Annotated in this window: 27 protein-coding genes, 1 other RNA gene and 1 riboswitch; of the genes, 13 read left to right on the top strand and 15 right to left on the bottom strand. The window is 62.9% G+C overall.

Annotation, left to right across the window (positions count from 1 at the left end; translation table 11 throughout):
- Positions 1-28: 28 nt before the first annotated feature.
- The 3 genes from dapD to HQ843_RS22035 all read right to left on the bottom strand — a co-directional run bounded on the left by dapD (position 29) and on the right by HQ843_RS22035 (position 2,628).
- The gene (gene dapD / locus HQ843_RS22045) at positions 29-880 is read right to left on the bottom strand and encodes a 2,3,4,5-tetrahydropyridine-2,6-dicarboxylate N-succinyltransferase (protein WP_180901185.1); all 852 of its coding nucleotides are present in this window, start codon (positions 878-880) and stop codon (positions 29-31) included.
- A gap of 190 nt (positions 881-1,070) precedes the next feature.
- Positions 1,071-1,823, bottom strand: coding sequence for an EF-hand domain-containing protein (locus tag HQ843_RS22040; RefSeq protein WP_180901186.1), 753 nt, complete (start codon positions 1,821-1,823; stop codon positions 1,071-1,073).
- Between the two features lie 112 nt (positions 1,824-1,935).
- Complete coding sequence (locus HQ843_RS22035; protein ID WP_180901187.1) at positions 1,936-2,628, bottom strand: pyrimidine 5'-nucleotidase; 693 nt, start codon at positions 2,626-2,628, stop codon at positions 1,936-1,938.
- A 275-nt stretch (positions 2,629-2,903) separates the two neighbouring features.
- Between HQ843_RS22035 and HQ843_RS22030 the strand changes: the two genes are divergently transcribed.
- The gene (locus HQ843_RS22030; protein ID WP_180901188.1) at positions 2,904-3,818 is read left to right on the top strand and encodes an EamA family transporter; all 915 of its coding nucleotides are present in this window, start codon (positions 2,904-2,906) and stop codon (positions 3,816-3,818) included.
- A gap of 277 nt (positions 3,819-4,095) precedes the next feature.
- Here HQ843_RS22030 and gap read toward each other — a convergent pair whose 3' ends face one another.
- Positions 4,096-5,097 (bottom strand): type I glyceraldehyde-3-phosphate dehydrogenase, encoded by a 1,002-nt coding sequence (gene gap, locus HQ843_RS22025; RefSeq protein WP_180901189.1) that lies wholly within the window; start codon positions 5,095-5,097, stop codon positions 4,096-4,098.
- A gap of 211 nt (positions 5,098-5,308) precedes the next feature.
- Positions 5,309-7,291 (bottom strand): transketolase, encoded by a 1,983-nt coding sequence (gene tkt, locus HQ843_RS22020; protein WP_180901190.1) that lies wholly within the window; start codon positions 7,289-7,291, stop codon positions 5,309-5,311.
- 460 nt (positions 7,292-7,751) lie between these two features.
- Between tkt and HQ843_RS22015 the strand changes: the two genes are divergently transcribed.
- The 7 genes from HQ843_RS22015 to HQ843_RS21985 all read left to right on the top strand — a co-directional run bounded on the left by HQ843_RS22015 (position 7,752) and on the right by HQ843_RS21985 (position 11,630).
- Complete coding sequence (locus HQ843_RS22015) at positions 7,752-8,033, top strand: DUF4164 domain-containing protein (protein WP_180901191.1); 282 nt, start codon at positions 7,752-7,754, stop codon at positions 8,031-8,033.
- A gap of 11 nt (positions 8,034-8,044) precedes the next feature.
- Positions 8,045-8,410 carry a cell division protein ZapA gene (locus HQ843_RS22010; RefSeq protein WP_180901192.1) on the top strand — a complete coding sequence of 122 codons (366 nt, stop codon included), beginning with the start codon at positions 8,045-8,047 and terminating at the stop codon, positions 8,408-8,410.
- Between the two features lie 162 nt (positions 8,411-8,572).
- Positions 8,573-8,736: non-coding RNA, 6S RNA (gene ssrS, locus HQ843_RS22005), on the top strand.
- A gap of 19 nt (positions 8,737-8,755) precedes the next feature.
- Positions 8,756-9,325 (top strand): 5-formyltetrahydrofolate cyclo-ligase, encoded by a 570-nt coding sequence (locus HQ843_RS22000; RefSeq protein ID WP_180901193.1) that lies wholly within the window; start codon positions 8,756-8,758, stop codon positions 9,323-9,325.
- Positions 9,326-9,447: 122 nt separating this feature from the next.
- Positions 9,448-10,272, top strand: a complete 825-nt coding sequence (locus tag HQ843_RS21995; protein ID WP_180903318.1) for a TIGR00282 family metallophosphoesterase — start codon at positions 9,448-9,450, stop codon at positions 10,270-10,272.
- 223 nt (positions 10,273-10,495) lie between these two features.
- Entirely contained in the window at positions 10,496-11,017 is a 522-nt protein-coding gene (locus HQ843_RS21990; RefSeq protein ID WP_180901194.1) for a DUF6790 family protein, read from the top strand.
- A gap of 37 nt (positions 11,018-11,054) precedes the next feature.
- Entirely contained in the window at positions 11,055-11,630 is a 576-nt protein-coding gene (locus tag HQ843_RS21985) for a YdeI/OmpD-associated family protein (protein ID WP_246710192.1), read from the top strand.
- Between the two features lie 57 nt (positions 11,631-11,687).
- Here the strand turns inward: HQ843_RS21985 and HQ843_RS21980 are convergent, their stop codons facing one another.
- Entirely contained in the window at positions 11,688-13,112 is a 1,425-nt protein-coding gene (locus tag HQ843_RS21980) for a DUF1254 domain-containing protein (protein ID WP_180901196.1), read from the bottom strand.
- 275 nt (positions 13,113-13,387) lie between these two features.
- Here HQ843_RS21980 and HQ843_RS21975 point away from each other — a divergent pair, with 275 nt between their 5' ends.
- On the top strand, positions 13,388-14,509 hold the full coding sequence (locus tag HQ843_RS21975) for a site-specific DNA-methyltransferase (RefSeq protein WP_180901197.1): 1,122 nt from the start codon (positions 13,388-13,390) through the stop codon (positions 14,507-14,509).
- A gap of 174 nt (positions 14,510-14,683) precedes the next feature.
- On the opposite strand, the gene HQ843_RS21970 is transcribed toward HQ843_RS21975, so the two are convergent.
- Positions 14,684-15,298 (bottom strand): HAD family hydrolase, encoded by a 615-nt coding sequence (locus tag HQ843_RS21970; RefSeq protein ID WP_180901198.1) that lies wholly within the window; start codon positions 15,296-15,298, stop codon positions 14,684-14,686.
- Positions 15,288-16,358: an A/G-specific adenine glycosylase gene (gene mutY / locus HQ843_RS21965; RefSeq protein ID WP_180901199.1), complete on the bottom strand. Its 1,071-nt coding sequence runs from the start codon at positions 16,356-16,358 to the stop codon at positions 15,288-15,290. The genes HQ843_RS21970 and mutY overlap by 11 nt, the downstream gene beginning before the upstream one ends.
- Before the next feature lie 101 nt (positions 16,359-16,459).
- Here mutY and HQ843_RS21960 point away from each other — a divergent pair, with 101 nt between their 5' ends.
- From HQ843_RS21960 to HQ843_RS21950, 3 genes are all read left to right on the top strand, one after another.
- On the top strand, positions 16,460-16,969 hold the full coding sequence (locus HQ843_RS21960; protein WP_180903524.1) for a DUF721 domain-containing protein: 510 nt from the start codon (positions 16,460-16,462) through the stop codon (positions 16,967-16,969).
- Between the two features lie 213 nt (positions 16,970-17,182).
- Positions 17,183-18,061: a branched-chain amino acid aminotransferase gene (locus tag HQ843_RS21955; protein WP_180901200.1), complete on the top strand. Its 879-nt coding sequence runs from the start codon at positions 17,183-17,185 to the stop codon at positions 18,059-18,061.
- A 207-nt stretch (positions 18,062-18,268) separates the two neighbouring features.
- Complete coding sequence (locus HQ843_RS21950; RefSeq protein WP_180901201.1) at positions 18,269-18,763, top strand: GNAT family N-acetyltransferase; 495 nt, start codon at positions 18,269-18,271, stop codon at positions 18,761-18,763.
- Positions 18,764-19,025: 262 nt separating this feature from the next.
- On the opposite strand, the gene HQ843_RS21945 is transcribed toward HQ843_RS21950, so the two are convergent.
- The 6 genes from HQ843_RS21945 to HQ843_RS21920 form a co-directional block, all read right to left on the bottom strand.
- Positions 19,026-19,886 (bottom strand): c-type cytochrome, encoded by an 861-nt coding sequence (locus HQ843_RS21945; RefSeq protein WP_371822154.1) that lies wholly within the window; start codon positions 19,884-19,886, stop codon positions 19,026-19,028.
- A 175-nt stretch (positions 19,887-20,061) separates the two neighbouring features.
- Positions 20,062-20,505, bottom strand: coding sequence for a c-type cytochrome (locus HQ843_RS21940; RefSeq protein ID WP_246710191.1), 444 nt, complete (start codon positions 20,503-20,505; stop codon positions 20,062-20,064).
- Between the two features lie 110 nt (positions 20,506-20,615).
- Positions 20,616-21,431 (bottom strand): bifunctional hydroxymethylpyrimidine kinase/phosphomethylpyrimidine kinase, encoded by an 816-nt coding sequence (gene thiD, locus HQ843_RS21935; RefSeq protein ID WP_180901203.1) that lies wholly within the window; start codon positions 21,429-21,431, stop codon positions 20,616-20,618.
- On the bottom strand, positions 21,428-22,060 hold the full coding sequence (gene thiE, locus HQ843_RS21930) for a thiamine phosphate synthase (protein ID WP_180901204.1): 633 nt from the start codon (positions 22,058-22,060) through the stop codon (positions 21,428-21,430). Before thiE ends, thiD begins: the two co-directional genes overlap by 4 nt.
- Positions 22,057-22,851, bottom strand: a complete 795-nt coding sequence (gene thiM / locus HQ843_RS21925) for a hydroxyethylthiazole kinase (RefSeq protein WP_180901205.1) — start codon at positions 22,849-22,851, stop codon at positions 22,057-22,059. The genes thiE and thiM overlap by 4 nt, the downstream gene beginning before the upstream one ends.
- 52 nt (positions 22,852-22,903) lie before the next feature.
- Positions 22,904-22,998: riboswitch (TPP riboswitch) on the bottom strand.
- Between the two features lie 52 nt (positions 22,999-23,050).
- The gene (locus tag HQ843_RS21920; RefSeq protein WP_180901206.1) at positions 23,051-24,547 is read right to left on the bottom strand and encodes a CoA-acylating methylmalonate-semialdehyde dehydrogenase; all 1,497 of its coding nucleotides are present in this window, start codon (positions 24,545-24,547) and stop codon (positions 23,051-23,053) included.
- Positions 24,548-24,711: 164 nt separating this feature from the next.
- Between HQ843_RS21920 and HQ843_RS21915 the strand changes: the two genes are divergently transcribed.
- Positions 24,712-25,596 carry a LysR family transcriptional regulator gene (locus HQ843_RS21915; protein ID WP_180901207.1) on the top strand — a complete coding sequence of 295 codons (885 nt, stop codon included), beginning with the start codon at positions 24,712-24,714 and terminating at the stop codon, positions 25,594-25,596.
- Between the two features lie 10 nt (positions 25,597-25,606).
- Here HQ843_RS21915 and HQ843_RS21910 read toward each other — a convergent pair whose 3' ends face one another.
- The gene (locus HQ843_RS21910; RefSeq protein WP_180901208.1) at positions 25,607-26,173 is read right to left on the bottom strand and encodes a tyrosine-protein phosphatase; all 567 of its coding nucleotides are present in this window, start codon (positions 26,171-26,173) and stop codon (positions 25,607-25,609) included.
- Between the last annotated feature and the right edge of the window lie 222 nt (positions 26,174-26,395).

Here is a 26,395-nt window from a genome sequence, read left to right as displayed (position 1 = left end):
TGGATAGTTCTGCGGCGATTGCCAGTGTTCAGTCGCGCAGAAGCTCGTTGATGCCGGTCTTGGAGCGGGTCTTTTCGTCGACGCGCTTGACGATCACCGCGCAATAGAGGCCGGGGCCGGGCTGGCCGTTGCCCATCGGCTTTGCGGCCGGCAGCGTGCCGGCGACGACCACGGAATAGGGCGGGACCTCGCCATAGGTGATCTCGCCGGTGGCGCGATCAACAATCTTGGTCGACTGGCCGATATAGACGCCCATGCCGAGCACCGAGCCCTCGCGCACGATGCAGCCCTCGACCACTTCGGAACGCGCGCCGATGAAGCAATTGTCCTCGATGATGGTCGGGCCGGCCTGCATCGGTTCCAGCACGCCGCCAATGCCGACGCCGCCGGACAGATGCACATTCTTGCCGATCTGGGCGCAGGAGCCGACGGTGGCCCAGGTGTCGACCATCGTGCCTTCGTCGACATGGGCGCCGAGATTGACGAAGGACGGCATCAGCACCACGCCCGGCGCGATGTAGGCGGAGCGGCGCACGACGGCGTTGGGCACGGCGCGAAAGCCAGCGGCGCGGAACTGGTTGTCGCCCCAGCCTTCAAACTTGGAGGGCACCTTGTCCCACCACGTGGCGTTGCCGGGGCCGCCCTTGACCACTTCCATGTCGTTCAGGCGGAACGACAGCAGCACCGCCTTCTTCAGCCATTGATTGACCTTCCAGGCGCCGTGTTCCTGCTTTTCGGCAACCCGGGCCTCGCCGCTGTCGAGCAGGTTCAGCGCCGCCTCGACGGCATCGCGGACCTCGCCGGTGGTCGAAACCGAAATTTCGCCGCGGTTCTCGAAGGCGTCGTCAATGGTTTTCTCGAGGGATGTGAGATCGGTCATGCTGGTATCCTGTGCCTGTCGCGCGAATATGCGCAAAGATAAGCCTGACCCGATCTAAGCGAGCCCAGGCACGGCGTCAATCTTTAGGGATCGTTCTTCCCGGACAAGCGGCGTCATACCAAATGAAAATGCCCCCGCTGCGGGCGGGGGCATGCCGATGGAGGTCATCGGGTGTGGCAGTGACGCCCGATCAGCGCATCGGGCGGCGATCCGGCAGGTCCTCGACCGTGATCACCATGTCGCCATTGCTGTCCATGCGGGTGAACATCCTGGCGGCGAGTTCGGCGAATTCCTCCTGGCTCACCTGGCCGCTGCGATCGGAGTCGGCGCGCACGAAGAAGATGCGTTCGACATTGCCGGGCCGGCCGCCCATTTTTTTGCCGCTCCGATCGCCCCAGTTCTGATCGCCCCAGTTTTGATCGCCTCTGCCATAGCCGCCCATGCGATGCTGCGGACCGTCATCGTTCATCGCCATGCGGCGCGGCGCGTCCTTGTTCATGCCGTTCGGGCTGGCGTCAGCCATCCTGCGGGAGGGCTTGCCGTCCGGGCCGGGCATGCCGTCCGGACCGCCATTCCCTGCCGCCATCTTGCCGCCGGGGCCGGGCTTGCCGGGGGCTGCGTCATTGGCAGCGGTATCGCCTTCCGGGCGGGGATTGGCATCGCGGAAAGCCTGCCACTCGGCCTTGCGGAAGTCGGAAAACTCGCCGGGCGTGATCACACCATCGCCATTGACGTCGATCTGTTCGAACCGTCCGTCCTGAAAGGCGACCACCTCGTCCTTGGTGATCTTGCCGTCCTTGTTGGCGTCGGAGGTCTTCAGCAGGTAGATGAAGCCGCCTTCCTGACCGGGGCCGCGCATGTCGCGGGCAAGGCTCGGGGTTGCAGCGGCGCCAAGCGCCAGCGTCGCGGCAAGGGCGGAGACGGTGAGTTGCTTACCATTCATGGCTTCTTCCTCATGTTTGTGTGTATGAGGAAAGAGTAGTTGAGCACCTGCGCAAAGACGACTTAATTATAGGAAAGGTAGCCTGAATAATCGGTAATTCATATTCCGTTCATCATAGTAGACTTGTGACGAAATCCGCCAGATCTTCCGTCACATAATCGATGTGGCCGGTCTCCTCGCCGAGCTTTTCAAAGGCTTCGGCGAACCCGTATTCCAGATTGGGCGGCACGATCAGGACGGTGCGCATGCCGAGCACTTTCGGCTCCCGCAGGTTGCGCGGCAGGTCCTCGAACATGGCCGCATGCCTTGTGTCGACGCCGGAGCGGGCGAGGAATTTGCTGTAGGCCCCGGCGTCGGGCTTCGGGATGTATCCGGCCGCCACGATATCGAAGATGTCGTCGAAGTGATCGCGGATGCCAAGTGCTGCGGCGGTCTTTTCGGCATGCGGCACGGAACCGTTGGTGAAGATGAACTTGCGGCCGGGCAACGCCTTGATCGCCGATCCAAGAACCGGATTGGGTTCGATCACGGTGTAGTCGATCTCATGCGCCTTTTCGAGAAAGTCGTCCGGGTCGACCTTGTGGTTGATCATCAGCCCCTGCAGCGTGGTGCCGTGGTCGCGGTAATACTGCTTCTGCAATTGCCGCGCCTCGTCATGCGGCAGGGACAGCAGGCGGGCGACATAATCGGTCATGTTGCGGTCGACCTGCGCGAACAGGTTGACATGATGCGGGTAAAGCGTGTTGTCGAGATCGAAGACCCAGTCCTGGACGGTTTCGAAATCGGCTTTCTTCGGATGTGTCATCGGTTTTGTCATGACCGCCTTATGGCAGAGAGCGGGCGCGAAGGGAACGGGGTTCGCGATCCTTGGCAACTGGCGCCGGCATGGGCGGCGTGATACACAGATAAGATGTCGATATGCATTCGCCAAAGCCCCATCATCCTGCAGGACCGCAAGCGCCTGCCGGTGCGGTTCTTTGCCGATTTCTGCAAGTCGGTGAACGGGCGACTTTGAAGGACTGAGCGGCGGCTGCTGCCGCCAGAGAGAACCCTTTCTCATCCTCTTCAAGGTCAATTTCCATGGAAATCTGGATCGGCATCACATTTGCCGCCGCATTCCTGCAAAACCTGCGTTCCTCGCTTCAGAAATACCTGAAAGGGCGCATGGCGACGCTTGGCGCCACCTTTACCCGTTTCGGTTTCGGCGTGCCGTTCGCGGCGTTTTATTTCGCCATTCTCGCCTACGGTCTCGACCGGCCCGTGCCGTCCGTCACCGGCGATTTCCTGTTCTGGTCGGTGATCGGCGCGGCAGGCCAGATAGCGGCGACGTTTCTGTTGGTCTACCTGTTTTCCTTCCGCAATTTCGCGGTCGGCACGGCCTATTCGCGCACCGAGCCGGCACAGGCTGCTGTCCTTGCCCTGCTGTTTTTCGGTGCGACGATCTCCTATGTCGCGGTGGTCGCCATCCTGATCTCGATTGCCGGCGTGATGCTGATTTCGCTGTCGCGCAGCGCCGTCAGCCTCCGCGCGCTTGTCACGGGCCTTGCGACCCGCACCGCGCTGATCGGGATTGCCTCCGGCACGCTGTTCGGGTTATCGGCGGTGTCCTATCGCGCGGCGTCTCTTGCGCTGGCGCCCACCCTGCCTGCGCCCGACAGCGTGATGCAGGCCGCGTTCACGCTGCTGGTCGTGATCGTGATGCAGGCGGTCGCGATGGTGGCGTGGATGCTCGTCTTCGACCGCGCGGAACTTGGCAAGGTGATGCGCGCATGGCGTCCGGCGTTCGCCGTCGGCTTCGTCGGGGCCACCGCCTCCTTCGGCTGGTTCATCGCCATGACGCTGCAGCAGGCCTCGATCGTCAAGGCGGTTGCCCAGGTCGAAATGCTGTTCACCATCGCCACCTCGGTGCTGTTCTTCAGGGAAACCATCACCCGCGTGGAGCTTCTGGGCTGCGGGCTGGTGGTTTGCGGCGTGCTGGTGCTGCTGTTTGCGTGAGGAACGCCCTTACGGCCGCGCAGAGAGTGCCGCCTGGACCCTCGGGTCAAGCCCGAGGGTGACTCGGAGAGGAGGAGACGGCGTCAAAAAAACAGCCGTCGGCATGTTCTGCTGCGCACCCCACCCTGTGTCATGCTCGTGCTTGACACGAGCATCCAGGCTACACGGAAAATGCTGCTCGGACGCCCCGCTGAGGTGCGGGTGCGCCTCGAGAACGCGCAAACAAAAAGAGGCCGGGGTGAACCCGGCCTCGGCATTCGAAAGGCTTCGGTGAAGCTTAAAGCAGCTTGCCCATGGCGACGGCGACGTCGCCCATGCGGTTGGAGAAGCCCCATTCATTGTCGTACCACGACAGCACGCGCACCAGCTTGCCTTCGAGTACCTTGGTCTGCTGGGCAGCGAAGATCGAGGAGGCCGGGTCGTGGTTGAAGTCGCGCGAGACCAGCGGTTCGTCGCTGTATTCCAGCACGCCCTTCAGCTTGCCTTCGGACGCTTCCTTGATGGCGGCGTTGACTTCTTCCTCGGTCACATCGCGGCTCGGCACGAATTTCAGGTCGACGACCGAGACGTTCGGGGTCGGAACCCGGATCGAGGAACCGTCGAGCTTGCCCTTCAGTTCCGGCACGACCAGACCGATCGCCTTGGCGGCGCCGGTCGAGGTCGGGATCATGGACAGCGCCGCGGCGCGGGCGCGGTAGAGGTCCTTGTGCATCGTGTCCAGCGTCGGCTGGTCGCCGGTGTAGGAGTGGATCGTGGTCATGTAGCCACGTTCGATGCCGAATTTCTGATGCAGCACAAAGGCCACCGGGGCCAGGCAGTTGGTGGTGCACGAACCGTTGGAGACGATGATGTCGTCCTTGGTGAGCTGGTCGTGGTTGACGCCGAAAACGATGGTTTTGTCGGCGCCGGCCGACGGCGCGGACACCAGCACGCGCTTGGCGCCGCTTGCCAGCAGCATTTCGGCCTTTTCCTTGGCGGTGAAGATGCCGGTGCATTCCAGTGCGATGTCGACGTCGCTCCAGGGCAGATCCTTGGGGTCGCGAATGGCGGTGACGCGCATCGGGCCGAGGCCGGCGTCGATCGTGTCGCCATCGACCGTGACCTCATGCGGGAAACGGCCATGCACGGAATCGTATTTCAAAAGGTGGGCGTTGGTTTCGACCGGGCCGAGATCGTTGATGGCAACGACTTCGATGTCCTTGCGGCCGGACTCGATGATGGCGCGCAGAATATTGCGGCCGATGCGGCCAAAACCATTGATGGCAACTTTAACAGTCATGTCAGAAACTCCCTATTCGCGAATAGTTTCACAAAGTCTCAAGGCCGCGGATCTCTGGAAGCTACCGGGGAGGGAGCGGAGAAAACGGTCTTGCGAGGCCTCGGCCCCGATATAAGCGGTTATGATCGGAATTTCAGCAAACATCTTCAGTTTGCGGCAATTTCCGGCGTTCCGCCCGGCATTCAGGCCGGGCGGCTTGCGGTTCGTCAAATCAGGCGCGCTTTTTCTCGACGGCCTTGATCACGGCATCGGCGGTGATGCCGAAATGCTCGAAAAGGGCCTCGCCCTTGCCGGAGGCGCCGTAGCCGGTCATGCCGATGAAGATGCCGTCCGAGCCGATGAACTGGTCCCAGCCCATGCGCACGCCGGCTTCCACGCCGACCTTGATCGGCGAATTGCCGATGATCGCCTTCTGGTAATCCTTCGGCTGCTCGAAGAACAGTTCCATGCACGGCACGGAAACGACGCGCGTGGAGATGCCCTTGCCGTCGAGCACCTTCTGCGCCTCGACCGCAAGCCCCACTTCGGAGCCGGATGCAAAGATCGTGACCTCGGCATCATTGGCCGGGATCAGGTCATAGGCGCCGGTCGCGCAGAGGTTCTTCTCGGAATAATGGGTGCGCACCGCCGGCAGGTTCTGGCGGGTGAGCGCGATACCCGAGGGGGCGTGCTTGCTTTCCAGCGCCAATTGCCAGCATTCGGCGGTTTCCATCGCATCGGCCGGACGGAACATCTGCAGGTTCGGCACGGCGCGCAGCGATGCCATCTGCTCGACCGGTTCATGGGTCGGGCCATCTTCGCCGACGCCGATCGAATCATGCGTCCAGACATGAATGACGCGGATGCCCATCAGCGCCGCCAGGCGCACCGAGGTGCGGCAATAGTCGGAGAAGATCAGGAAGCCGCCGGAATAGGGGATCAGCCCGCCATGGAGCGCGATGCCGTTCATGGCGGCGGCCATGGCGTGTTCGCGGATACCCCAATGCATAAAGCGGCCGGAGAAATCGTCCGGCGTGATCGGCGCGGTCTGGCTGGTATTGGTGTTGTTGGAGCCGGTCAGATCGGCCGAACCGCCGATGGTTTCCGGGACAACGCCGTTGATGACCTCGAGCGCGTTCTGCGAGGATTTGCGCGAGGCGAGCGTCGGCTTCTCGTCGGCGAGCTTCTGCTTGTATTTCTGGATCGCGCGATCGAAGGAGCCGGGCAGCTCGCCGGCGAAGCGGCGGTTGAACTCGGCCTTGACGTCGGCCTTCGCGGCATCGAGCTTCTTTTCCCATTCGACGCGCATCTTGGTGGAGCGCAGGCCGGCGACGCGCCAGGCGTCGAGAATTTCTTCGGGCACTTCGAATGCCGGGGCATCCCAGCCGAGCGCCTTGCGGGTTGCCGCGATTTCCTCGTCGCCGAGCGGCGAGCCGTGGGCCTTGTTGGTGCCGGCCTTCTTGGGCGCGCCATAGCCGATGGTCGTCTTGCAGGCGATCAGGGTCGGCTTGTCGGATTTGTGAGCCTCTTCGATGGCCGCGGTGATCTCATCCGGATTATGGCCGTCAATGTCGATCGTGTGCCAGTGGCTGGCGCGGAAGCGGGCAAGCTGATCGGTCGAATCGGCGAGCGAAACGGCGCCGTCGATGGTGATCGAGTTGTTGTCCCAGAACAGGATGAACTTGTTGAGCTTCAGGTGGCCGGCAAGCGAAATCGCCTCCTGGCTGATGCCTTCCATCAGGCAACCGTCGCCGCAAAGCGCATAGGTGTAGTGGTCCATCAGCTCGTCGCCGAATTCATTGGCGAGCTTGCGCTCGGCGATTGCCATGCCGAGCGCATTGCCAATGCCCTGGCCGAGCGGACCGGTGGTTGTCTCTATGCCGGAGGCGTGGCCATATTCCGGGTGGCCAGCGGTCTTGGAGCCGAGCTGGCGGAAATTCTTGATATCCTCGATCGTCATGTCCTCATAGCCGAGGAGATAAAGCAGCGAGTAGAGCAGCATCGAGCCATGGCCGGCGGAAAGGACGAAGCGGTCGCGGTTCGGCCAGTTGGGGTTCTTCGGATCGAAGCGCATGAAGCGGGTGAAGAGCACCGTGGCGACATCGGCCGCGCCCATCGGAAGGCCGGGATGGCCGGAATTGGCCTTCTGAACGGCATCCATGGAAAGGAAGCGGATCGCGTTGGCCATCCGGTTATGTTTATCAAGAGAAGTCATGTTCTTCTTCGCTTTTCTTGAGTCTGTGGGAATGACATCAGTCTTTGGGAATGACATTGGTCGACGGATTACCGGCGAAATCGCCGGACGGCAATGCTGCCGCGGAAACTATTGTATTGCTCCGGCCAATCAAGGCAGCCTTTCACAGGCGCCCCTTGCTCCGAAATCGTCGGGACCCTACACCATTTCAAACAGGCCTGCCACCGCTTAAATCAGCAAGTTTGCGGGCGCTGCGGCATTATCCGCGGGCCTGAGGCAAGGCCCGTGACGGGAAATTGCGAATGGGCGGCGGAGCAGACCAAGTTTCCTATTGACAACTGTCTGCCTGCGTTGACCTTTGCTGTTAACTCTCCCTAAGATCACGATGAAATTTAGAGCATCTTGGCGATTCGCTCGCGGTGACGCGATGGTTGGCCAGAGATGCCGGGTCAAATTCCATCATGGGGTGGGGTTGTAAACAATGGTCGCAAACACTGACCGGTTGGGTGCCGCGCTGGCCGCGCTCGAGAAGGCATTTTCGGGGCTCGAAAATGCGCTCGATGCCCGGGCTGAAAACCTCCAGAACCGCGAGGATCTCGAAAACGAGGTCCGGATCGTGCACGAGGACCGGGCGGGCCTTGCGCGCGAACTCGACCAGGCGCAGTTTCGCGCAAACAGGCTCGAGGAAGTCAACCGCGAGGTTTCCGGTCGGCTGGTGGCGGCGATGGAGACCATACGCTCCGTGCTCGCCCACGAGAAATAGGGACGAGGAGAATGGCGCAAGTCACCGTCAACATCGATGGCAAGGCCTACCGGATGGCCTGCGAGGAAGGCCAGGAGGATCACCTTCTGGACCTCGCCGCCCGCTTCGATTCCTACATTTCCAATCTGCGCGGCAATTTCGGCGAGATCGGCGATCTGCGCCTGACCGTCATGGCCGGGATCATGATCATGGACGAGCTTCACGACCTGCAGGCGGCCGTGGATGCCAATACCGCCGAGCTTGCCGATCTGCGCCGCACGGCGGGCTCCGCCGACGAGAACCGCGCCGCCGAGGCCGATGAACTTGCCGGCAGGCTTGAAAATCTCGCCGAGCGGATCACCGTGCTGTCCCGCAAGGTTTCCGGCGTGACGAAATAGGGTGCCAGGGGGCGTCTGCGTCTCTATGCGGGCTGTCGTCAGAACCGGTCTCGGGCGCCCGGTTATGGACGTTTGCCGGCCGGATCATCGCCATTTTCGGTTCCGTGAAATATCGCGTCGATTACCCCTTCCAGCGCGCCCCGCAACACTCTATATAGAAGTTACGGTCTGCGCTTCTCGACAGGAATCAACACGAATCCCCGGGGCCTTACTCGATCCTAAGGGAGCTGTCCCTGACCCGGCCCGTGGGCTGGGTTATATGGCGCCCACCTACAACTGTAGGCGCCCAGGATCAAACAGATTCCATCGGTTGTCGTGGACCGCCTTCAACCGAAGGAACCGCTCTTGCTCTCCAAGCCCGAACTGCGCCGCCAGATTCTTGCCAAGCGCGATGCGCTTTCGCCGGAAGAGCGACACACAAAAAGCCTTGCCATCGCCGCCCACGGGGCAAGCGCGCTGGCACCCCTCGCACCGCGCAGATGGTTTGCCGCCTATCACCCGATCCGTTCCGAGGCCGATGTCTCGCTTCTGGCGAAACTGCTGGAGCAGGCCGGCGCGCGCCTCGCGCTTCCCGCCGTCATCGATCGCGAGACAATCGCCTTTCGCGCCTATCTGAGCGACGTGCCGCTGGTCTCCTGCGGTTTCGGCACGATGGCGCCGGGCGAGGACGCCGACATCGTCATTCCCGATATCCTGCTGATGCCGCTTTCCGTTTTCGATTCAAAGGGCAACCGTATCGGCTATGGCGCTGGCCATTACGACCGGGCGATTGCCCGGATGGCCGCAGCCGGACGCAGACCGCTTCTGGTCGCGGTCGCCTTCGCGTTGCAGGAGGCGCCGGCGGTGCCTGCCGAGCCGCACGATATCCCGCTCGATGCCGTGATCACCGAGGCCGGGTTCCGCTGGTTCGAATAATCATTCCTGCGCGATTGACGCCGGGCCGCCTCCATCCGATGCGATGGCTTCCATTTCGCGCTGAACCGCTTTAAACCGGCCACGGCGGCTGGTGCCGCGCTCGCGGTTTGATGGGATTTTTCATGCGTTTGCTTTTTCTGGGAGACATGGTCGGCAAGACCGGGCGCACGGCGGTCTGGGAACGGTTGCCCGGCCTGATCAGCGACCTGCAACTCGATTTCGTGATCGTCAACGGCGAGAATGCCGCCGGCGGTTTCGGCATTACCGAGGCGATCTTCCAGGATACGATCGATGCCGGTGCCGATGTCGTGACCACCGGCAACCACGTCTGGGACCAGAAGGACGCGATCATCTTCGCCGACCGGCACGAGCAGTTCCTCCGGCCCGCCAATTATCCGGCCGGCACGCCGGGGCGCGGCTCCTCGCTCTATTATGCCAGAAACGGCGCGCGCGTTCTGGTTGCCAATATCATGGGCCGGGTGTTCATGCATCCCGAACTGGACGATCCCTTCAAGGCCGCCGAGACCATTCTCGAAGCCTGCCCGCTGAAGAGCGAGGCCGATGCGATCGTGTTCGATTTTCATGCCGAAGCGACCAGCGAGAAACAGGCCTTCGGCCATTTCGTCGATGGCCGCGCCAGCCTCGTTGTCGGCACCCATACCCATGTGCCGACCGCCGATTGCCAGATCCTCAACGGCGGCACCGGCTTCATGTCGGATGCCGGCATGTGCGGCGATTACGATTCCTCGCTCGGCATGGACAAGGAAGAACCGCTCAACCGCTTCATCTCCAAGATGAACAAATCCCGCTTCGAAGCCGCCACCGGCCCCGCCACCATCTGCGGCCTCGGCGTGGAGATTTCGGACCGCACAGGGCTCGCGGAGAAGATCGCGCCGCTGCGGTTGGGGCCGAGGCTGGAAGAGACCGTGCCGGCGTTCTGGGGGTAGGGCGCCGGAACAGAGACAGGCCATGCGGCGTCTCCGGGGTCGCATCCAGGCACTCGCCCCTTCGCCTTCTTCGCGGAAGTCCGGATCGCAAGTCTTACTAAATGATTCTCAAGCCGGCTTTCGGGTGCGAAGCGGCGCACGAAAGCCGATTTGCAGAAACCGCGTCTGGCGCTAATATACGAGCCGGGCGCCGCGATGCGGCGATGGAGACAGGGAGGGCCGGATGGCCGCCGCAATCAAATTTGTACTCTCGAATTTCACGCTGACCTGTTTCGTCTTCGGCCTGGTCGCCGCTGCGATCGCGCTTGCCGCGCAAAGGTCGCCGCGCGCGCAGGGCGCCGTCGTGGAGGCGCTGCTCGCATGGTTCCTGTTTTTCTCGATCGGCGTCTCGCTGTTCTACAATTTCGTCATGCATGTGTTTTTCGGCAAGATGACGGCCTCGTTCATCGGCTGGGCGGACAGTCCGTTCCAGGCGGAGGTCGGCTATGCGAGCCTCGGTTTCGCCGTGGTCGGGTTCATGGCCTTTGCCGGCAGCCGCGGCCTCAGGATCGCCGCGATCGTCGGCCCCGCCTGTTTCCTGTGGGGCGCCGCCGTCGGTCACGTGATCGCGATGGTCCGCGACCACAACTTCGCGCCGGGCAATGCCGGGGTCGTCTTCTGGACCGATATCTTCATCCCGGTTTTCGGGCTCGTGCTTCTGGCGCTGAGCCGGGACGGGCATGGCAGGACCGCCAGGGCGGCATGACCGGAGCGGCCTCGGGCCGAGCCGAAGGGAGTGTATCTTGACCAAGGCTGATGAATTCTATGCCGGCACCGCACGCTGGCAGGTGGAGATGAAGACGCTGCGCGCAATCCTGCTCGGGACGCCGCTCACAGAGGAATTCAAATGGCGCTCGCCGTGCTACACTTTCGAAGGCGGCAATATCGTCGCGGTCTGGGGTATGAAGGATTTCTGTACGCTCTCCTTCTTCAAGGGCGTGTTGCTCAAGGATGAGGCCGGCCTGCTGGCCGCGCCTGGCGAGAATTCGCGGTCCATGCGCCTTGCGCGGTTCACCTCGGTTGCCGGGATCGAGGCGGCGACGCCCGCGATCATCAGCTATGTCGAAGAGGCCATTGCGCTGGAACAGGCCGGGGTGAAGGTCGAACTCCCCAAGGGCGATTTCGTGTTGCCCGAGGAACTGCTGGCCGCATTCAAGGGCGATCCGGCGCTGGAAACGGCATTCAACGCGCTTACTCCCGGGCGGCAGCGCGGCTATTGCCTCCATTTCGCCCAGCCGAAAAATGCTTCGACGCGTCACGCCCGGATCGAGAAGAGCATCCCGCGCATCATGGCCGGAAAGGGCATGAACGAGCGGTAGTCGTTTAACGGTTTTCGGAAGCGGCGGCCGCATCGCCCTGACGCGACCGCCGTTCTGTCAGCCCTTGTCTGCGATGGCGTGTGGGATGATGCCGGGCGGTTGCCAGTCGCCGTCGAGTACCGCCTGTTTCGGCCAATAGATCCGCATCGCGATATAGAACGGTCCGTCGGGCGCGGGCAGCCAGTTGGCCTTCTGCGCCGGGTCGGCGGGCGGATCCTTCTGGATGTAGAGGGTCAGCGAACCATCGGCATTCTTTGTCAGTTCGGGCAGCATCGGCGCGTTGATCAGATAGCGGTTGATCGGGTTGGCCACCAGATGCTGGGTCTTGCCGTCATACATGGTGACCGACCAGAAGGCGTTGGCGGGCGGCAGTTCACCGGGTTTGAAGGTGATGGTGTAATCCGACTTCGAACCGTCGAGCTTCTGGTGATCGACATCGACATTGGTGATCGGATAGACCGCTTCGTCGGCGTCGTTGGCGAGAAGGCCGGCGATGGCGACAGCCGCGCGCAGGCCCCAGTCGCCGTTGTAGCCGGCGCGGTTGCCCTGAACGCTGGCGTTCACGCTCCAGCCGTTTTCATCCTTGCCCATGGTCCTGATCGCGTTTGCGATGTCGGCGGTGGCGGCCTTGGTCCCTTGCTCGATCGCCGCAAGCTCGGCGTCGCTGGTTCCGGCCGGCGGGAACGGCTTTCCGGCCTCCAGACCGATGCTGGCGAATTTCTCGCGTAACGGCTGTTCGACGGCGGCCGGGCCGGTCGCCGGGGCAAACTGGAGCAGGAAGGCGAGATAGCCGAGAAGGTTCTTCTTCGCGGACGCATCGTCGATCTTCGGCCAGTCGATTTCGGGCGCCGGAGCGGGCGCGGGTTCATCGAGGAACGCGGAAAGCGGTTCGACCGTGTAGCCGGCCTGGACCTTGCGGACATTGTCGATATCGGCGGCGTTGAAAAGCTGCGTGCGATAGAGGGCGGTCGCGAATTCGGTTTCGGACTGGAACACCTTGGCGATGCCCTTCGGCGCTTCGCCCTTCCAGTCGGGGCCGGCCACGGCGTAGCAGGCAGCATCGTTGCCGGTGGCGCGCGAGCCGATATAGCCGAAATTGAAGGTGTAGAGCGAGGTCAGCATCACCGAGTAATAACGATCCTTGTCGACCGCGGGCACGCACAGCACCATCGGCTCGGCGCGCAGGTCCATCCAGAGTTCCGAATAGGGGGTATCGCTGTTCGGGGTGACGATCGAGGTGTCGGCCGGGGTGAACACGTTGGATTCGTTGTGCAGCGTGTTGAACGGCGCCTTGAACTGCGAATTGCCCGTGTCGATCGCCTGATCGTACATCAGCTTGTAGAGGTCCACCATCGGCAGGCCGTAGACGATGGCCTGCTCGGCGATGGCAGCGGTATCATTGGTACTGTCGGCGGCGAAGCTGCTGACCGGGGCGAGGAGAAGGCCCGCGATCGCTACGCCTGTCATGAAGGGCTTGAACATCTGTTTTCCTGTTGCGCTCAATGCCGCATGTCACTGGCCAGGGGCGCGTGGCGGCGGCGATTTCACCCGTGGGAAGCTCTCATCGTTCCGGTCGATGCGGCGCTTTCCCGATGCCTCTATGCAACCTTAAATGTGAATACAAGATGTCCACTCGCTTTTCGAGCGGGAACAGCGGCCCGCGACATTTTTGCGCGGGCTTCAGGCTTTGGTAACCAAACTCGCGGAAACTCCGCTTCGTCACCAGTTTTCGAGTACGTGTACAAAGCGAGTATCACATGGTTCCGGTCTCAGCCCTTGCGGCAAAGGCGGTGCGTCCCGCATCGTTTCTCGACACCATCATCAAGGGCGATTGCGTCGCCGCGCTCGAAAGGCTGCCGGATCATTCGGTCGACGCGATCTTTGCCGATCCGCCGTATAACCTCCAGCTCGGCGGCGTGCTCCACCGTCCGGATCAGTCGAAGGTCGATGCCGTCGATGACGCCTGGGACCAGTTCGCCTCGTTCGAGGTCTACGACGCCTTTACCCGCGCCTGGCTGCTGGCCTGCCGCAGGGTGTTGAAACCCACCGGCACGATCTGGGTGATCGGCTCCTACCACAACATCTTCCGCGTCGGCGCCAAGATGCAGGATCTCGGCTTCTGGATCCTGAACGACATCGTCTGGCGCAAGACCAACCCGATGCCGAATTTCAAGGGTCGCCGGTTCCAGAACGCCCATGAGACCATGATCTGGGCAAGCCCCAATGCCGAGACCAAGGGCTATACCTTCAATTACGACGCGATGAAGGCGGCCAATGACGATGTCCAGATGCGCTCAGACTGGCTGTTCCCGATCTGCTCGGGCGGCGAGCGGCTGAAGGGCGAGGATGGCCGCAAGGTGCATCCGACGCAAAAGCCCGAGGCGCTGCTGTCGCGCATCATCCTGTCGTCGACCAAACCCGGCGATGTCGTGCTCGACCCGTTCTTCGGCTCCGGCACCACCGGCGCGGTTGCCAAGAGGCTCGGTCGCCATTTCGTCGGCGTCGAGCGCGAGCAGGACTATATCGATGCCGCCGAGGCGCGGATCGCCGCCGTCGAGCCGCTCGATGCCGCCATGCTGAAGCCACTGCCGAGCAAGAAATCGCTGCCGCGCGTCGCCTTCGTCTCGTTGCTCGAGAGCGGCCTGCTTTCGCCCGGCGACCGGCTGACCTCGCCCAGAGGCGACCATGAGGCGCTGGTATGTGCCGACGGAACGCTGGTGAGTGGCGCTGCTGCCGGCTCGATCCATCGGCTGGGTGCCGCGGTGCAGGGCGCGGAAGCCTGCAATGGCTGGACCTTCTGGCACTATGAAGAGGCCGGAAAACGCCATCCGATCGATCGGCTGCGCGGCCAGATACGCTCCGAGACGGCGGCGCTTTGAAGGCAATGCATGCCTTTTAAAGCACAACCTATATTAGTGATAATGCAGCTAAGTATACGAATTGTTTAGGATTTTCGTTTAGCTGTTGTTAGGCAAACCCTGCAGCAAGCGTCATGACCTCCGAACATACGCGACGTTCCGGGCCCGGCTTACGCCGGGCCCGGTCTGTTTTGCTCACACGATGATGCCGTGTTCGGCGAGGTCGCGTTCAAGCTGGGCTGCATCATGGAACTGGATGCCGTGCCATCCGATCGACCGCGCGCCTTCGATATTGACGGCCTTGTCATCGATGAACAGCGTCGCCTCGGGCGTGAGGCCGAATGTCTCGGCGTGGCGCTCGAAGATGTCGCGGTCGGGCTTGACCATGCCGACCTCGCCGGAAACCGTGATCCCCCGGCTCTCCTCCAGAAACGGATAGCGCGCACGGCAGATGCTGAACGTATCGGGAGCGAAATTGGTCAGCAGGGTGACATCGCGTTCGGAGGCTGTGAGCTTGCGGAACAGCGTGACCGAATCCTCGTAGCAATAGGGGATCATCTCCTCCCAATGGGCGCGGAAGGCGCGGATATTGTCGGCCTCGTCCGGGTGGCGGGCAATCGCCTCCGCCTCGGCCTCGGCCCAGGCGCGGCCGCGATCCTGCTCGTGGTTCCAGGCGCCGGTGCAGACTTCCGCGAAAAACCAGCTCCGCTTCTCCTCGTCCGGAATGATGCGCTTGAACGGGATCAGCGGATCGTAATGCACCAGTACCTGGCCGATGTCGTAGACGATATGGCGGATTTCAGCGGTCATGTGGTCTCCGTTTGAATGCATCTGGTATGGCCTTCGAAATGGCCTTCTTCATTACACTGGGAAGCGCTTTTTCGCCAAGCCCGGTTTCCCATCGCCCGCCCGTGACCGGCCGTTCCGGCGTCACCGCGTGCCAGACGGAAAGCCGCAGCTCGAAATGGGTGAAGACGTGGGTGATTTCGCCGGCATTGGTCCAGTTCGCGGCAAACGGGGCGGCTTCGCTGCCGGTCTCGCCATCCTGACGGGCGGTCCAGCCGGTGGTCGGCGGTTCCGCCATGCCGCCGAGAAGCCCTGTTTCAGCCCGGGTGCGCAGCAGAACGCGGCCATCCGGCGTTTCGGCCACGAATGCGGCGCCAAAGCGCACCGGACGGGCGGCTTTCGGCATTTTCAGCGGAAACCGCGCCGGATCGTCCCTTGCAAGTGCGAGACAGTGCACGCGAAACGGACAGAGCGCGCAGGCCGGGCGCTTCGGCGTGCAGAGCGTAGCGCCGAGATCCATCATCGCCTGGGCGAAATCGCCGGGGCGTTCGCGCGGCGTCAGTTTCGCCGTCCATGCCCGGATTTCGGGCTTGGCGGCGGGCAGCGGCGTCTCGATTGCGAAAAGCCGCGTAACCACGCGCTCGACATTGCCGTCGACCACGGTCTCGGGTCGGTCGAAGGCGATCGCGGCGATTGCCGCGGCGGTGTAGTCGCCGATGCCGGGCAGCGCCTTCAGGCCTTCAAGCGTGTCCGGAAACACGCCGTCATGCTCCCGCGCGACGGTTTCGGCGCATTTCTTCAGGTTGCGGGCGCGGGCGTAATAGCCAAGCCCGGCCCAGGCGGCCATCACGTCGTCGGTTTCAGCGGCGGCGAGGTCTTCGACCTTCGGCCAGCGGGCGAGGAACTTTTCGTAATAGGCCCTTACCGCCTGCACCGTGGTTTGCTGCAGCATGATTTCGGAGAGCCAGACATGGTAGGGGGCCGGTCTCGCGCCCTTCTGCTTGTCGCGCGGGCCGATCCGCCAGGGCAGGTCGCGGTGATGGCGGTCGTACCAGGTGAGCAGGTCTTCAGAAAAGTGGTTCATGAAATTCCGGTGCTGCGTTTTCTGCCCTGATCGAGTACAGTGCGAAGCGGAAACGGGCAACACATGGTGGCCGTTTTCACACTCCCTGTCGAAAGAGCATGATGCGTCCCACCCGTCCAGCAAGCGCCAGCCAGATTGCCGATGTCGCCAACAGCCTCATCGATCCGATATTGGCAAAAAGGGCCGGCATCTCCACCGCCCTTCTCAATGCCTGGCCGGAGATCGCCGGCGAAACCTACGCCGAATTTTCACGTCCCGAGAAGATCGCCTGGCCGAAACGTCCGGGCGCAAACGAAGATGGCGGCTTCAGGCCCGGCACGCTGACGATCGCCTGCGAGGGCGCGCGTGTTCTGTTTCTCACCCACGCGCAGGACGAATTGATCCATCGGGTCAACGGCTTCTTCGGCTATGTGGCGATCGAGCGGATCCGGGTGGTTCAAAAACCGATGCAACCTCCGGGGGGGCAGCGCAGGCCGAAGCCCACGCTTTCCCCATCGGAGCAGCGCGATCTTGAGGCGCGGCTTACCGGGATCGAATCCGACGCGCTGAGGAAGGCGATCATGCGGCTCGGCGCCGGCGTGCTGAGCGAGAAGAGAAACAAGCGCCGTTAAAAGACGTCCGGTGACACGGGTTCGTCGAAGTTGCTCCAGCTTATTGTTTGTTAGCTAGGCCTTTCAGGGCAGCGCCGCGATATGGCTGCGTCGGGCCGCGTGGCCGGCCGGGAATTTTCGCTTGACCTTGCCCGACGGTCCGTCTTGATTGTCGCCACAGAATCCGCCGCCGCCACCGCGATGGCGCAATGCGGATGGCCGAAGGAGAATAACATGGCAGCAGTCGACACCACCCCCGCATCCGAGACATGGACCTATGTCGACGGTGAATGGCTTGCCGGCAACCCGCCGCTGATCGGCCCGGTGTCGCATGCGATGTGGCTCGGCTCCACCGTGTTCGACGGCGCGCGCTATTTCGAGGGCATGGCCCCGGACCTTGACGAGCATTGCAAGCGCATCAACCGCTCTGCCCGTGCGCTCGGCCTGCTGCCGACGAAGACATCGGAGGAAATCGAGGCGCTGGTCTGGGAAGGGCTGACGCGGTTCAAGGGCGCCGAGGCGGTCTATATCAAGCCGATGTACTGGGCCGAGCACGGGCTTGCCGGCCTCGTGCCCGCCGATCCGGCCTCCACCCGTTTCGCGCTCTGCCTGTTTGAGACGCCGATGCGTTCCACCGTTCCGGTGCGGCTGACGGTTTCGCCGTTCCGCCGCCCGTCGCCGGAAGTGGCGATGACCCATGCCAAGACCGGCAGCCTCTACCCCAATTCCGGGCGGATGATGCTGGAGGCGAGAGGCCGCGGCTTCGACAATGCGCTGGCGCTCGACATGCTTGGCAATGTCGCCGAGACGGCATCCGCCAATATCTTCCTGGTCAAGGACGGCATTCCGATGACGCCGGCCGAGAATGGCTGCTTTCTCGCCGGGATCACCCGCAAGCGCATCCTCAAGCTGTTCCGCGACAACGGCATTGCCGCGAAGGAGAAGACGCTGACGGTGAAGAATTTCCTGGAGGCCGACGAACTGTTTCTCACCGGCAATTACAACAAGGTCGTGCCGGTGATCAAACTCGACGACCGCGATTTCGAACCCGGCCCGATGGCGAAACAGGCGATGACGCTCTACATGGACTGGGCGCGGTCGACCTGCAAATAGGGGCGGCTGCGTTTTCGGATTGACAACGCCCGCGTTTGGGCGCATTGGATTTTGCATGATCAAGACCGTGACCCACAATCATAAGTATTTTTGGCTGTTCCAATAGGAGCGGCCGATTGATCATGTTCATCACCGGCCGCCTGGGGGCGGCAAGGTGCTGAAACAAAACGTCCCCCCGGCGGCAAATTTGAAGGCCAAGGGACGACAATGACTGAAGATCAAGACAAAATCGCACTGGAACGACCAGCCCTGATGACCATCAGGAAGGCGGTCGACTCCGATATTCCGCAACTGCTCGACATGATCGGGCTGCTCTCCGCTTTTCACGACGATCCGTCGGAGATGACGGCGGAAAGCCTGAAGCGCGACCTGTTCGGCTCGACGCCGTGGGTGACGGCGTTGGTCGCCGATGCCGGAGCGCAGCTTCTCGGTTACGCGCTGCTGACCCCGCTCTACCGCGCCCAGCAGGGCCGGCGCGGCATGGATCTGCACCATCTTTTCGTGCGTGACGGCCACAGGAACCACGGCGTCGGCCAGCATCTGATCGCTCGCGCGCGCGATTTCGCGAGGGCCGCCGGCTGCACCTATATGTCGGTCAGCGCCGCCACGGGCAATTTCGGCGCCCACCGGTTCTACCAGCAGATGGATTTCGTCGCGCGTCCGGTGACCGGCATGCGCTACATGCAGGTGCTGGCGGATTGAGCCTGCGGCAACAACAAAGAGATAGAGTTTGTTGACAAACCGCGTAAGCGGTTACGAAGCCGCATCCCTCTCCGCCGTCACCCCGGACTTGATCCGGGGTCCAGCAAGCGCCTGATCCTTGCGCGCAAAGACTCTTGTCTGAAATTCACCACAAGCGGCCCTGGATGCCGGGTCAAGCCCGGCATGACGGACGAACTTGGCAAGGACTTTGTCAGCAGCCTGAGACAGAGCGTTTTCGCGTCCGGGGAAAAGCGGAAAGGCTCTACTGTGCGGGCACGGCCTTCAGATAGGCGGCGATGGCTTCGAGATCGGAGCGCGGCAGATGCGAGAGGTTCTGCTGCACATCGACCATCGAGCCGCCGACCGTATCGAACTCCGGCGTAAAGCCGGTTTCGAGATAGTCGGCGATTTCCGCTGCCGTCCAGTTGCCGATCTGTTTTGAGCCCGGGGTGATGTCCGGGATCGTCCCTTCACCATCAGGGTTCGGCCCGCCGGCAAGCCATTTATCATATTCGAGGCCGCCCAGCGCGTTGCGCGGCGTGTGGCACTCGCCGCAATGGCCCGGACCCTCGACCAGATACTGCCCGCGCATGATCTCGGGCGAGGCGTTGGTGAACTGCACGCGCGGCGCGTCGGAGAAGAACAGCTGTTTCCAGAACGACAGCGCCGGCCGGACGTTGAAGGGGAAGTCGACCTCGTGTTGCTTGCTCGGCGTGCTGCTTGGCGGCAGCGTCATGATATAGCGATGCAGGTCTTTGACGTCCTGGTTCCGCATCCGCACATAGGATGTGTAAGGCAGGGCGGGATAGAGGTTCCTTCCATGCGGGCCGACGCCTTTTTTCACGGCGTTGGCGAAGTCGACGAGCGACCAGTCGCCGATGCCTTCCTGCTTGTCGGGCGAGATATTGGGGGCATAGAAGGTTCCGAAGTCGCTCCTGACCGCATAGCCGCCGGAAAGGACGAGCTTTTGTTCGCCGGTTGCACCGGGTGCCGCATGGCAGCCGGCACATTGGGCGGCCCAGAACATCTTCTCGCCATTATGCGGATCCGCGGCCTGGAGGTTCTGATACTCCGCCGGGTCGAGCTTCGGCGGCGTGAAGGCGACGACGAAGGCCGCCCCCATGAAGAGAGCGGCGACAGCCAATACGATGATCGTGAGCTTCTTCACGCCAATTCTCCGGTGCCGCGTTGCCCATGCCCTGACTGGCAAGGTGCAATTCCAGGCAAAGTGGAAACCATTACGCTGTCCCGGACTGCGCAAGCGCCCGGGACAGCGAAACAACAACGAGAAAACCGCTCTATTTATCGACGCGGTACAGTTTGTGACAGGCCGCGCAATTGGCCCCCAGCGTCTTCATGGCGTCTCCGACGGCGGCCTGATCGGCGGGCAGGTTTGCCAGCAGCGCATCGGCATCATCGGCGAGCTTGGTTGCATGGGCCTCGAAGTCATCCATGTTTTCCCAGATCGCCGGGCTTGCCTCGGTGCCGTTGCCGGTTTTCGAATCGGGCGGGAAATGGGTCGTGAAATCGGTGATACTGGTGGAGATGTCGGAAAGCGCGCCCTGGACCACGATCGGGTCATAGGCATTCTGGCCCTTGGCGATCGCGCCGAGCTGGCCCATGGCCTTGCCGATCGCCTTCATGTCGTCCTGGCGCAGCATCTGCGGCGCATCCTGGGCAACCGCAAAGCCCGCGCTGAGACAGAGCGCGACAGCGCCGGCGATCATAAATCCATTTTTCATCCAAAGCCTCCTTCGTTGCTCGGCAGCAGTATACGCAGCCTCTGTTTGGAAGCTAGGGGCAGGATTAGGCTAGTGAAGATGAACGGCGTCTGACATTGCGCTTCATGCCATCACGTTTTGGTGATTCCGCTCCACAATTGATGGAAATGGTGCGTCGGGCCGTGGCCGGAGCCGACATGGAGACCGTCCGCCGCCGCGATCGCGCCGGCGACATAGCGCTTGGCGTTCGCGACCGCTTCGGAAAGTGGGACGCCCTTGCCGATCTCGGCCGCGATCGCGCTTGAAAGCGTGCAGCCCGTGCCATGGGTGTTGGCAGTGTCGATGCGGGGGCCCTCGAGCCATTCATAACCTGCGGCCGTGACCAGCAGGTCCGGGCTTTCCGCGCCCTCCAGATGCCCTCCCTTCAAGAGCACCGCCTGCGGGCCGAGGCCTCTGAGCGCCTTTGCCTGGGCGATCATCTGGTCGCGGTCGGCAGCGGTTTCGGTATCGAGCAGGGCGGCGGCTTCCGGCAGGTTGGGCGTCAGCACGGCGGCGAGCGGCAGCAGGTGGTCCTTCAGGGCCTCTACCGCATCTTCCGGTAGCAGCCGGTGACCGCCCTTGGCGACCATCACCGGATCGAGCACGACCGGCACTTCCACATGGTGGCGCAGGCTGTCGGCGATGGTGACGGCGATATTGGCATTGGCGACCATGCCGATCTTGATCGCGTCGACCTTCACATCGTCGAAGATCGCCGCGATCTGTTCGGCGACGAAGGCCGACGGCACCTGGTGCACGCCCGTGACGCCGCGCGTGTTCTGCGCCGTCAGCGCGGTAAGCGCCGCCATGCCATAGGTGCCGAGCGCCGAAAATGTCTTGAGATCGGCCTGGATGCCGGCGCCGCCCGAGGGATCGGAGCCCGCGATCGAGAGTATGTTTGCGATCATTGCTTCGCCTTCGCGATGGCGGCGGCAAGGTCTGCCGTCGCCTTATAGGGATCGGGCTGGCCGCAAATGGCCGAAACGACGGCGATCCCGTCGGCCCCGCTTTCGAATGTGGACGCCACATGCTCCGCTTTCAACCCGCCGATGGCAACGGAAGGCAATCCGCAAAGCCCGATCATCTCGGAGAGCCCTTCAAATCCGACAGGAAGCGCATGGTCGGGCTTGGTGCCGGTCGCAAACACCGGGCCCGCGCCGATATAGTCGATGCCGGCGGGATCGAAGGCGCGCGCGACGTCGAGGCCGTTGACGGAAACGCCGAGAAGCTTCTCCTCACCGATCCGGCGGCGCACATCCTCGGGATGGGCGTCCTCCTGTCCGACATGGACGCCATCGGCATCGATCGCGATGGCCGCTTCGACGTCGTCGTTCATGATCAGCCGGGCAGGGGTTCCGCCCGTGACCTGTTTCAGGGCGAGCCCCATGTCGATGCGCTCGCGCGTCGAGGCGTGCTTCATACGAAGCTGGACGATGGTCGCGCCGCCCGCGATGGCATCCCTTGCAGTGGCGACCATGCCGTAATCGCCGCAAAGTTCCGGATCGAGGACGAGATAGAGGGAAAGGTCGAAGTTCATGGCAATTCGATCTCCGCTTCGAGGGCAAGCGTGTCGGGCGTCACGGCGGCGAGCGCATCGAGGAAATGGACCTGGAACGAGCCGGGGCCTTCCGCCTTTCCATGCGCGCGTCGCCCCGCGACGCCGTAATGGGCGAGCGCTGCGACCGTCGCTTCGAAGGCATCCTCGCGCCATGCCCCGGCATAGCCGCCGACAAGCGCCGTCAGCGCGCAGCCGAGCGCCGTGACCCGCGGCATCAGGGCAGAGCCGCCGCCGATGCGGGCGCAGCGTTCGCCGTCGGTCACGAAATCGCGCTCCCCGGTGACGGCCACGACCATGTTGCGCTCACGGGCGAGCGCTTTCGCGGTCTCTTCGGCGGCCGCCACGCTGTCGCCGGCATCGACCCCCTTGCCGGCGCTGGTGGCGCCTGAGAACGCGAGGATTTCAGAGGCATTGCCGCGCAGGATCGTCGGGCCGAGGCCGAGAATTTCGAGCGCTGACCTGGCCCGGAAGCCGGTGGCGAAATGGGCGACGGGATCCAGCACCCAGGGCGTGTTGTTGCGGTTGGCGGTCTCGGCCGCGGCCTTCATGCCGGCGAGCCAGTCTGGCGAAAGCGTACCGATATTGATGGTGACGGCGGAAGCGATTCCGGCGAATTCGCCGGCCTCCTCCTTCGCGTGGACCATCGCCGGAGAAGCGCCTGCGGCCAGCAGCACATTGGCGGCGATATTCATCGCCACGTAATTGGTGATGCATTGCGTGAGCGGCGCTTCAGCGCGCATCTTCTGAAGAATGGCAGCAATATCAACCATCGGCTTCCTCCTTGCTTTGGCGGAGAAACCAGACGGGCCGGAGGGACGAAGCTCGCGAACCCGAGTGACTCCCTCCGCCGGTATGATCCGGATCAGGTTCCAAGGGTTCATCTCAGCCGGCTTTCGCCGACGCCCCTGTCGCTCTTGTTGGCCGCTATATAGCAGAAAAACGCCGCCCGGTAAGGGGCGGCGCGGTATTTTACTTCATCGTCGGCATCGAGAATTCCGCGCCGGCGCGGATGCCCTTGGGCCAGCGCTGGGTGATGGTCTTCAGGCGGGTGTAGAAGCGAACGCCTTCCGGCCCGTGCATGTGGTGGTCGCCGAACAGCGAGGCCTTCCAGCCGCCGAAGGAGTGGAACGCCATCGGAACCGGGATCGGCACATTGACGCCGACCATGCCGACCCTGATCTTGTGGGCGAATTCGCGGGCGGCATCGCCGTCGCGGGTGAAGATCGCGGTGCCATTGCCGAATTCATGGTCGTTGATCCACTGGGCGGCCTCGTCATAGCTCCTGGCGCGGGCGACCGAGAGGACCGGGCCGAAAATCTCTTCCTTGTAGATCTTCATGTCGGTCGTGACCTTGTCGAACAGGGTTGCGCCGATGAAATAACCGTTCTCGTAGCCCTGCAGCTTCAGGCCGCGGCCATCGACCACCAGTTCCGCGCCTTCTTCGACGCCCGAATCGATGTAGCCGTTCACGCGTTCGAATGCCGCCGCCGTCACCAGCGGGCCCATATCGGCTTCCGGATCGGTGCCGGGGCCGACCTTGAGGGCTGCAATCCGGGGTTTGAGTTTGTCGATCAGCCGGTCCGCCGTCTCGTCGCCGACCGGCACGGCCACCGAGATTGCCATGCAGCGCTCGCCGGCGGAACCGAAGGCCGCGCCCATCAGCGCATCTGCCGCCTGGTCCATGTCGGCATCGGGCATCACGATCATGTGGTTCTTGGCCCCGCCGAGCGCCTGGCAGCGTTTGCCGTTGGCGGTCGCGGTGGTGTAGATGTAGCGCGCGATCGGGGTCGAGCCTACGAAGGAAACGGCTTCGATATCCGGATCGGTCAGCAGCGCGTCGACGGCCTCCTTGTCGCCCTGGACGACGTTGAAGACGCCATCGGGCAGGCCCGCTTCCTTCAGCCACGCGGCAATCAGCAGCGAGGCGGAGGGATCGCGTTCGGACGGCTTCAGCACGAAGCAGTTGCCCGCCGCAAGCGCGATCGGGAACATCCACATCGGCACCATCGCCGGGAAGTTGAACGGCGTGATGCCGGCAACGACGCCGAGCGGCTGGCGGATCGCATAGCTGTCGACCCCGGTGCCGACATTTTCGGTGTATTCGCTCTTCAGAAGCTGCGGGGCGGCGGTCGCGAATTCGACCACTTCCATGCCGCGCTGGATTTCGCCGAGCGCATCGGAATGGACCTTGCCATGCTCGGCGGTGATGACGGCCGCCATCTCGTCGATCCGGGCTTCCATGATCGACAGGAACTTGTTCAGGATGCGGGCGCGGCGCAGCGGCGTGGTGGCCGCCCATTCCGGGAAGGCGGCGCTGGCGGCCTCGACGGCGGCGCGCACATCGGCCGTGTTTGCCAGCGAAAGTTCGCCGCTCTGCTCGCCGGTGGCGGGATTGTAGGTCGGCACGGTGCGGGTGCTGCTGCCGGCAAAGGGCTTGCCGCCGACAAAATGCTGAATGGACTTCATGTGTTTTCCTCCGGTGTTTTGCTGGTTTTTCTTCCTGCGGTCCGCCGAAGCAAAAGATCTTGCCGCAGGATCGCATCAATATCGTGATGGCACCTTCGCTTACTAAATTACGCAAAGAAACAGGATAATTGACAAATCCATTGTGCAAAAATTAAAGTTATTCGATGGATTGGGATCACTTGCGGGTATTTCTGGCGGTGGCGCGGCGCGGGCAGATTCTCGCGGCCGCGCACACGCTCGGGCTCAACCACGCAACCGTCGCGCGGCGGCTGAATGCGCTGGAGGAGACGCTCGGCGAGCCGCTGTTCGAGCGCCGCCCCTCCGGCTCCACGCTGACGGAGGCGGGCGAGCGGTTGCTTGCGGTGGCCGAGCGCGTGGAGACCGAAATTCTGGGCATTACGGAAGACACAAGGGCGCGGGGCGCGAGCCTTTCCGGCACGGTCCGCGTCGGCGCGCCGGATGGGCTCGGAACCTATTTTCTGGCTGCCGAACTCGGGCGCCTGCAGGAGGAGCATCCGGGCCTGATCGTGGAACTGGTGCCGCTGCCGCGCACATTCTCGCTTTCCAAACGCGAGGCGGATCTGGCGATCACGCTCGATCCGCCGGCGGAGGGGCGGCTGGTGGTTTCCAGGCTGACCGATTACACGCTCGGCGTCTACGCCGCCGCCGCCTATCTCCGGCAGCACGGCATGCCCGAAAGCGAGGAGGATCTCGCCGCCCATGTCGTCGTCACCGGCGTGGAGGACTATGCCTACGCCTCGTCGCTGAACTATGCCGGCCATCTGGCGCGCTTTGCCGGGCGGCAATTCCGCTGCGCCGGCGTCGCCGGGCAGATGGAGGCCGTCAGGGCCGGCATCGGCATCGGCATTCTGCATGATTTCGTGGCGCGAGACATGCCGGGGCTGGTGCGCATCCTGCCCTCGGTCAGCTTCCGCCGCGCCTATCACCTTCTGTCCCATCCCGACACCGGTAGTCTGGCCCGCATCGCGCTGATTCGCACGTTTCTGGCGCGACGGTTCAGGGAGGAGCGGATGCGTTTCGCGCCGTAGGGCAATGTCCTCAGCTGTCGAGGCCGAGAACTTTCTCGAGGTCTTCCCAGCTGGTGTCCATGGCGTAAGGCCCGATGCCTGGCAGGGCAACGTGGCCATAGAGCGGCGAAAGCTGCCACTCGGCTGTTTCCTCGTCGATGCCGCCCAGTTGCTGGAGATAGATGACGGAGGCAAGGCCGGTGCGGTCGGCGCCCGCCTTGCAATGGATCAGGATCGGCTTCGGCGCATCGCGCATCAGCGCCAGCAATTCCATGCTGCGTTCCGGCGACAATATGGTGCGGTCCGACATCGGGAAATCGATATGCTTGATGCCCTTGACGGCACTTACATTGACTTCGTCGTCATACCACGAACGCCCGGGGCTGGCGCCGCGCAGGTTGATCACCGTCCTGATGCCGTGCCGGTCGATATAGTTCGAGAGCGCGCTCGCGCTGGGCTGGGCGGAACGATAAAGCTCGCCGGCCTTCACTTCGTGAAAATTGCCGCTCACCTGAAGGCCGCCAAGATAAATGCCGCTGCTCACGGCCAGAACGCCGGTGGCTGCCCCGAGCCGCCGTGCAAGACGCTTCTTTTTCATCCAGAATTCCCTCTGCAATCTCGGCTCATCTTAATCCGGCTTTTGCCGACGCAACAGCCATCATGGCGCATAACCGGCACAGGCGGTGTAAATGTGTCAAAAGCCGGGCAATTTATCTTGACAGTTACAGTCATGTTTTATAGCGGATAGTCCATCGCCGGCGCAACGCCGGGAAAATGCCCAGCCAGCCAGTACGCAGCGCCGTTCGCAAGCCAGCCAGGT

It is taken from the genome of Martelella sp. NC20, assembly GCF_013459645.1.
GTDB lineage: Bacteria > Pseudomonadota > Alphaproteobacteria > Rhizobiales > Rhizobiaceae > Martelella.
Note: the sequence above shows the minus strand (reverse complement) of the source record. Positions and strands in the feature narration are given on the sequence as shown.

Bases quoted from the DNA above. Each gene is read 5' to 3' on its own strand.
- HQ843_RS21960 (WP_180903524.1), top strand. From the start codon at position 16,460: ATGCGTCCCACCCGTCCAGCAAGCGCCAGCCAGATTGCCGATGTCGCC.
- mutY (WP_180901199.1), bottom strand. From the start codon at position 16,358: ATGAACCACTTTTCTGAAGACCTGCTCACCTGGTACGACCGCCATCAC.
- HQ843_RS21995 (WP_180903318.1), top strand. From the start codon at position 9,448: ATGCGTTTGCTTTTTCTGGGAGACATGGTCGGCAAGACCGGGCGCACG.
- HQ843_RS21970 (WP_180901198.1), bottom strand. From the start codon at position 15,298: ATGACCGCTGAAATCCGCCATATCGTCTACGACATCGGCCAGGTACTG.
- gap (WP_180901189.1), bottom strand. From the start codon at position 5,097: ATGACTGTTAAAGTTGCCATCAATGGTTTTGGCCGCATCGGCCGCAAT.
- HQ843_RS22030 (WP_180901188.1), top strand. From the start codon at position 2,904: ATGGAAATCTGGATCGGCATCACATTTGCCGCCGCATTCCTGCAAAAC.
- tkt (WP_180901190.1), bottom strand. From the start codon at position 7,291: ATGACTTCTCTTGATAAACATAACCGGATGGCCAACGCGATCCGCTTC.
- dapD (WP_180901185.1), bottom strand. From the start codon at position 880: ATGACCGATCTCACATCCCTCGAGAAAACCATTGACGACGCCTTCGAG.
- thiD (WP_180901203.1), bottom strand. From the start codon at position 21,431: ATGATCGCAAACATACTCTCGATCGCGGGCTCCGATCCCTCGGGCGGC.
- HQ843_RS21945 (WP_371822154.1), bottom strand. From the start codon at position 19,886: ATGGGGGCGGCCTTCGTCGTCGCCTTCACGCCGCCGAAGCTCGACCCG.
- HQ843_RS21915 (WP_180901207.1), top strand. From the start codon at position 24,712: ATGGATTGGGATCACTTGCGGGTATTTCTGGCGGTGGCGCGGCGCGGG.
- HQ843_RS21955 (WP_180901200.1), top strand. From the start codon at position 17,183: ATGGCAGCAGTCGACACCACCCCCGCATCCGAGACATGGACCTATGTC.
- thiE (WP_180901204.1), bottom strand. From the start codon at position 22,060: ATGAACTTCGACCTTTCCCTCTATCTCGTCCTCGATCCGGAACTTTGC.
- HQ843_RS21990 (WP_180901194.1), top strand. From the start codon at position 10,496: ATGGCCGCCGCAATCAAATTTGTACTCTCGAATTTCACGCTGACCTGT.
- HQ843_RS21940 (WP_246710191.1), bottom strand. From the start codon at position 20,505: ATGAAAAATGGATTTATGATCGCCGGCGCTGTCGCGCTCTGTCTCAGC.
- HQ843_RS21980 (WP_180901196.1), bottom strand. From the start codon at position 13,112: ATGTTCAAGCCCTTCATGACAGGCGTAGCGATCGCGGGCCTTCTCCTC.
- HQ843_RS21910 (WP_180901208.1), bottom strand. From the start codon at position 26,173: ATGAAAAAGAAGCGTCTTGCACGGCGGCTCGGGGCAGCCACCGGCGTT.
- HQ843_RS22040 (WP_180901186.1), bottom strand. From the start codon at position 1,823: ATGAATGGTAAGCAACTCACCGTCTCCGCCCTTGCCGCGACGCTGGCG.
- HQ843_RS21975 (WP_180901197.1), top strand. From the start codon at position 13,388: ATGGTTCCGGTCTCAGCCCTTGCGGCAAAGGCGGTGCGTCCCGCATCG.
- HQ843_RS22010 (WP_180901192.1), top strand. From the start codon at position 8,045: ATGGCGCAAGTCACCGTCAACATCGATGGCAAGGCCTACCGGATGGCC.
- HQ843_RS22035 (WP_180901187.1), bottom strand. From the start codon at position 2,628: ATGACACATCCGAAGAAAGCCGATTTCGAAACCGTCCAGGACTGGGTC.
- HQ843_RS21920 (WP_180901206.1), bottom strand. From the start codon at position 24,547: ATGAAGTCCATTCAGCATTTTGTCGGCGGCAAGCCCTTTGCCGGCAGC.
- HQ843_RS22015 (WP_180901191.1), top strand. From the start codon at position 7,752: ATGGTCGCAAACACTGACCGGTTGGGTGCCGCGCTGGCCGCGCTCGAG.
- HQ843_RS21950 (WP_180901201.1), top strand. From the start codon at position 18,269: ATGACTGAAGATCAAGACAAAATCGCACTGGAACGACCAGCCCTGATG.
- thiM (WP_180901205.1), bottom strand. From the start codon at position 22,851: ATGGTTGATATTGCTGCCATTCTTCAGAAGATGCGCGCTGAAGCGCCG.